Origin of the sequence: Sphingobacterium sp. UBA7253, from assembly GCF_002472745.1 — a bacterium.
Taxonomy (GTDB): domain Bacteria; phylum Bacteroidota; class Bacteroidia; order Sphingobacteriales; family Sphingobacteriaceae; genus Sphingobacterium; species Sphingobacterium siyangense.
Map to the genome: position 1 here is coordinate 52698 of NZ_DKSP01000218.1, position 4281 is coordinate 56978.

General features: G+C 39.0%; 2 protein-coding genes and 1 pseudogene. 2 read left to right on the forward strand and 1 reads right to left on the reverse strand.

The window, feature by feature from the left end:
- Positions 1-184: pseudogene (locus tag B2X72_RS22300) on the forward strand (glutathione peroxidase); the annotation flags it as partial.
- Between the two features lie 153 nt (positions 185-337).
- Here the strand turns inward: B2X72_RS22300 and B2X72_RS22305 are convergent.
- Positions 338-1474 (reverse strand): serine hydrolase domain-containing protein, encoded by a 1137-nt coding sequence (locus tag B2X72_RS22305; protein WP_088162778.1) that lies wholly within the window; start codon positions 1472-1474, stop codon positions 338-340.
- Between the two features lie 223 nt (positions 1475-1697).
- Here B2X72_RS22305 and B2X72_RS22310 point away from each other — a divergent pair, with 223 nt between their 5' ends.
- Positions 1698-4214, forward strand: a complete 2517-nt coding sequence (locus B2X72_RS22310) for a TonB-dependent receptor (RefSeq protein WP_088162777.1) — start codon at positions 1698-1700, stop codon at positions 4212-4214.
- Positions 4215-4281: the final 67 nt, after the last annotated feature.

Here is a 4281-nt window from a genome sequence, read left to right on the forward strand (position 1 = left end):
AGATCAAATATCACCCTTGTTTAAGTATTTGACCGCTCAGGAGAACCCCGATTTTAAAGGTGAAATCAAATGGAACTTTGAAAAGTTTTTGATTGATGAGAACGGTAAACTTGTACATCGTTTCCGTTCAGCGACCAATCCGCTGGATCCGGCTATTGTAAACTGGGTAGAAAACAAGAAATAGTAAAAATAACAAAATAAAAAAGCTGCAAAATCTGCAGCTTTTTTATTTTGTTTATTGTCCAGTCGATCCGAGGGCCTCTGGTTTTCCCATAAAGCTTAGCGACAAGGTTATAGTTTATGGGTTGGCTTTTGTTTACTTGATGTAAGCTGTTACCTATTTGATATATGCATCGTACAAGGCTCCTATACAATCTTTAAGCAAAGGGTTGAAGTCATCGCTATCGGGAATATTGCAGCCATTGGTTATCACAATAAACCCATATTTTTTCTTTGGATTGAAAAACAGCGCACTATAAAGCCCATATGCCGAACCGGTATGTCCTGTCAGGTTAACACCGGGGACAATTTTTGCATTGTTCATAATCGCTAATCCATAGCCTGATTCTTTATTTACAGCCGTCTGCATAATCTTCGCATATTTTTTACTGATGATGTTTTTTCCCTGACTATGGCCGTAGTTCATGTGCATCATCATGTATCTGGCTAAATCTAAGGCAGATATTTTCATTCCACCTGTCGGAGAAAGCACAGGAGTGCTATAGCCCAGGATGTATTGATTGAGTTCTTCCCGACGTGGATTATAGGCACTGGGCTCTTCATGGGGATTTCCCTTTTCATCAAAGGCGTATAACGAAACCAATCTTTTCTGATCCAAGGAGTCTATACAGTAACCACCATATAAGTTGAGCGGTTTGAGGATATGGTTAACAATGTAGCTGTCGACACGTGTATTGGTCAGTTTCTCGAGAACGGCACCGGCCATATTAAAGTTGAGATTACAATATTGGTATTGTGTGCCGGGTTCATAAAGATTGTATGAATCTTTCCAGTTTGGGTTTTTGGATGGATTGATGACATCTAGGTTGAAGTAACCGTTTTTATCATTGACGCTGGACGTATGCGAAAGGATCATCCGGAGTGTTATTTTTTTTCCTGGATAATTGGGGTTTCTGATTGGAAAACCGATCAGATCTCCGAAGTCGTCGTCTAACTTGCATCGGCCATCTGCTATTAATTGCATTAATGATGTTGCAGTGAATGACTTTGAAATAGAAGCAATTCTAAAGAGGTCATTCTCTCCGAGAGCCGTTTTGGTTTCCAAGTTTTTGTAACCATAATTTTTGTGATACTCAATTTTATTGTTTTTGACGACGACCACACTGAGCCCGACAGCATTATACCGACGCATAATTGCTGTGAGATCATGATCAACCTGTGTTTGCTGACCCAACAAAAATGTGGGAAAGAATAAAAAAATAAAAGCGGAGAGTAGGAGCTTATGCGTTCTCATTGAATTGATTAGTTAGGATGTTAGTTATGGCATAAATGTAAGGAAATCCTTACGATTAATAGAAATAGTTACAGTGAATCCTTGCAACATATAATAGATGCTACGAAGTTGAATCATTCATCTATTATAATAAGCTATTTTTATTTAAAACTATTCTAAACAATAAAATAATATCGTATGTTTGCGCCGACAAATAATTTTTACGAACTCACAATTTATTAACATGAAAAGAACTTTTCTGGGACTTGTTTTAAGTCTGGGATTGGTAGGAGCAATTCATTTGGATGCATCGGCGCAAAGTAAGGGGATACATGGCCGTGTTAAAACCAAAGATGGTGCACCAATTGAATCGGCAACAGTAACCATAGTTTCTTTAGGTAGGTCTACTTCGACTTCCGGTGATGGAAGCTTCCATTTTTCTAATCTTCCAGATGGAACCTATACTATTCGGATTAAAAGTATCGGAAATGGAGCTGAGGAGCGTACCATCGAGGTTAAAAATGGAAAGGCGACAGCCATTAATGTTTCTTTGAATATTTCTGAATCTCAATTGGAACAAGTGGAAGTGGTGGGCTACAACTCGCATAACAGTAAAACAGTTAATGTCGGTAAAGCAGGTATTATTGATCGGGATTTGCCGCAGAGTGTACAAATTATAAACGAACAGGTTATTGCAGATCAACAGGTTAATCGCCTGAGTGATGCGCTAAAAAATGCAAACGGTGTCGCTATGGGAGCGAATCGCGGTGGGGTCAACGAAAATTTTTACGCAAGGGGCTATAGCTTAGGCGGGAATAATATATTTAAAAATGGTGCGCGAACCAACAATGGAGGTTCGATTGAGGCGAGCACCTTGGAATCTGTAGAGATTTTAAAAGGAAGTTCTGCTTTGTTATATGGCGGTGTATCTGGTGGGGCCGTTGTAAATCTGGTTACGAAAAAGCCTAAATTTTATTATGGAGGCGAGGCTTCAATGCGCGTAGGAAGTTATGACTTCTATAAACCAACAGTGGATGTGTATGGTCCAATTTCCAATAAGGTTGCATTCCGCGTTATCGGAACTTATGAAAAAGCGGGTAGCTTTAGGGATCAAGTCACATCAAAACGTACTTATGTAAATCCTTCTGTTTTATATAAAATATCTGATAAAACTGATCTCAACTTTACATTCGATTACTTAAAAAGTGATTTTACTCCAGACTTTGGAATGGGGACCGTGGATGGAAAGTTGAACAATGAAGTTGGCAGAAACACTTTTATGAATGTGCCTTTTGCTTTCAACAGAACAAATACCTCAAACGGCCAGATCAATTTGAACCATAAGTTTAATGATTCATGGAATTTAAACGCAATAGCAAGTTACCAAACGTACGATCGTGATTATTATGGATCAGATCGGATTCAAGCGAATAAAAATGGAATTGCTCCGCGGAGTTTAACCCGATCCAAATCAAATGAGTTTACGGCCAACCAGCAATTGAATCTAACGGGAACTGTAAAAACAGGATCCATCAAGCATAAGATCCTGGTGGGAGCAGATGCCGATCAATCGCATTCAAATGCGTATGCCTATAAAATTGATGCATCTAAAAATGTGGGCGGTGTATACGATTCTATTTATGTCTTTAATCCCTCACAAACTGCGCAGCATTTGGTTTCGGGAAATGGACTTCGAACAGATATGCCACAAGCGGATTTATTGACCAAAACAACAACGGATATCTTCCGTTATGGTGCTTTTTTTCAGGACTTAATAGAAGTTACTGAACAATTTAAAGTATTGGCTGGGATTCGCTATACGTATCAGCGTACACCGAATTCGGAAAAGTATACTTATGCGACGAATCAATCGGAAGAGATTATTAATCTAGATGGTCAGAAAAATCCGATCGGCGCAAAAGTGGACAAAGCATGGTCACCTAAATTTGGATTGATCTATCAGCCGATCCGCTCATCAAGTGTCTATGTTACTTATGCAAATAACTTTACATCGAATTCGGGATACGATGTAAATTATCAACCCTTGGCTCCCTCCATCATCGATCAGTACGAAGCAGGTGTGAAAAATGACTTTTTCAATGGTAGGTTATCCGCAAATGTTGCCTGGTATAGAATTAATAACAATCGCTTTGCCCAACAATTATTGGTACTCCCGGGTGGAACAAGCAATAGCGATGCAAATATGAAAGAATTTTCTGGAAAGACGGCTTCAAGCGGATTGGAAGTTGATGTTACCGGAACTTTACTTCCAGGATTGAATGTTATCGCCGGTTATTCCTATAATTATATGCGTTATACCGAAACCAATCCAATTTCAAGTTATACAACCATCGTTGATGGTAAGGAGAAAGTGACTGAAATCTCTGGAAACGAAGAAAATGTACGTTTGGTAGGAACTACAGCACATACGGCTAATGGAACCGTGTTTTATACCATTCAAAACGGGGCTGTTAAGGGGCTGAAGTTAGGTTTTTCCGCATTTTATACAGGTAGACGTAATGCAGGTTGGAATAATACAAAGATCAACGTACGCGATGGTCTTAATCGTCTGATCTCCGTTAGTCCATTTACAACCATAGATTTCTCCGCTGGTTATGCTTATAAAAACTGGAGTATTTTGGGTAAATTATCCAATATCACCAACGCGTTTAACTATTATATCCATGAAAACTATAGTGTGAATCCGATTCCACCGCGTAGTTTTATGGCAACTTTAGCGTATAAATTTGAGAAGAGGTAATATCGCTCTTCAACCCATAAAAAAACGGAGTCAGCAACATGCTGACTCCGTTTTTTTATACTGGAAT

Excerpts from the sequence above, each read along its gene's own strand:
- B2X72_RS22305 (WP_088162778.1), bottom strand. The coding sequence starts at position 1,474 with ATGAGAACGCATAAGCTCCTACTCTCCGCTTTTATTTTTTTATTCTTT.
- B2X72_RS22310 (WP_088162777.1), top strand. The coding sequence starts at position 1,698 with ATGAAAAGAACTTTTCTGGGACTTGTTTTAAGTCTGGGATTGGTAGGA.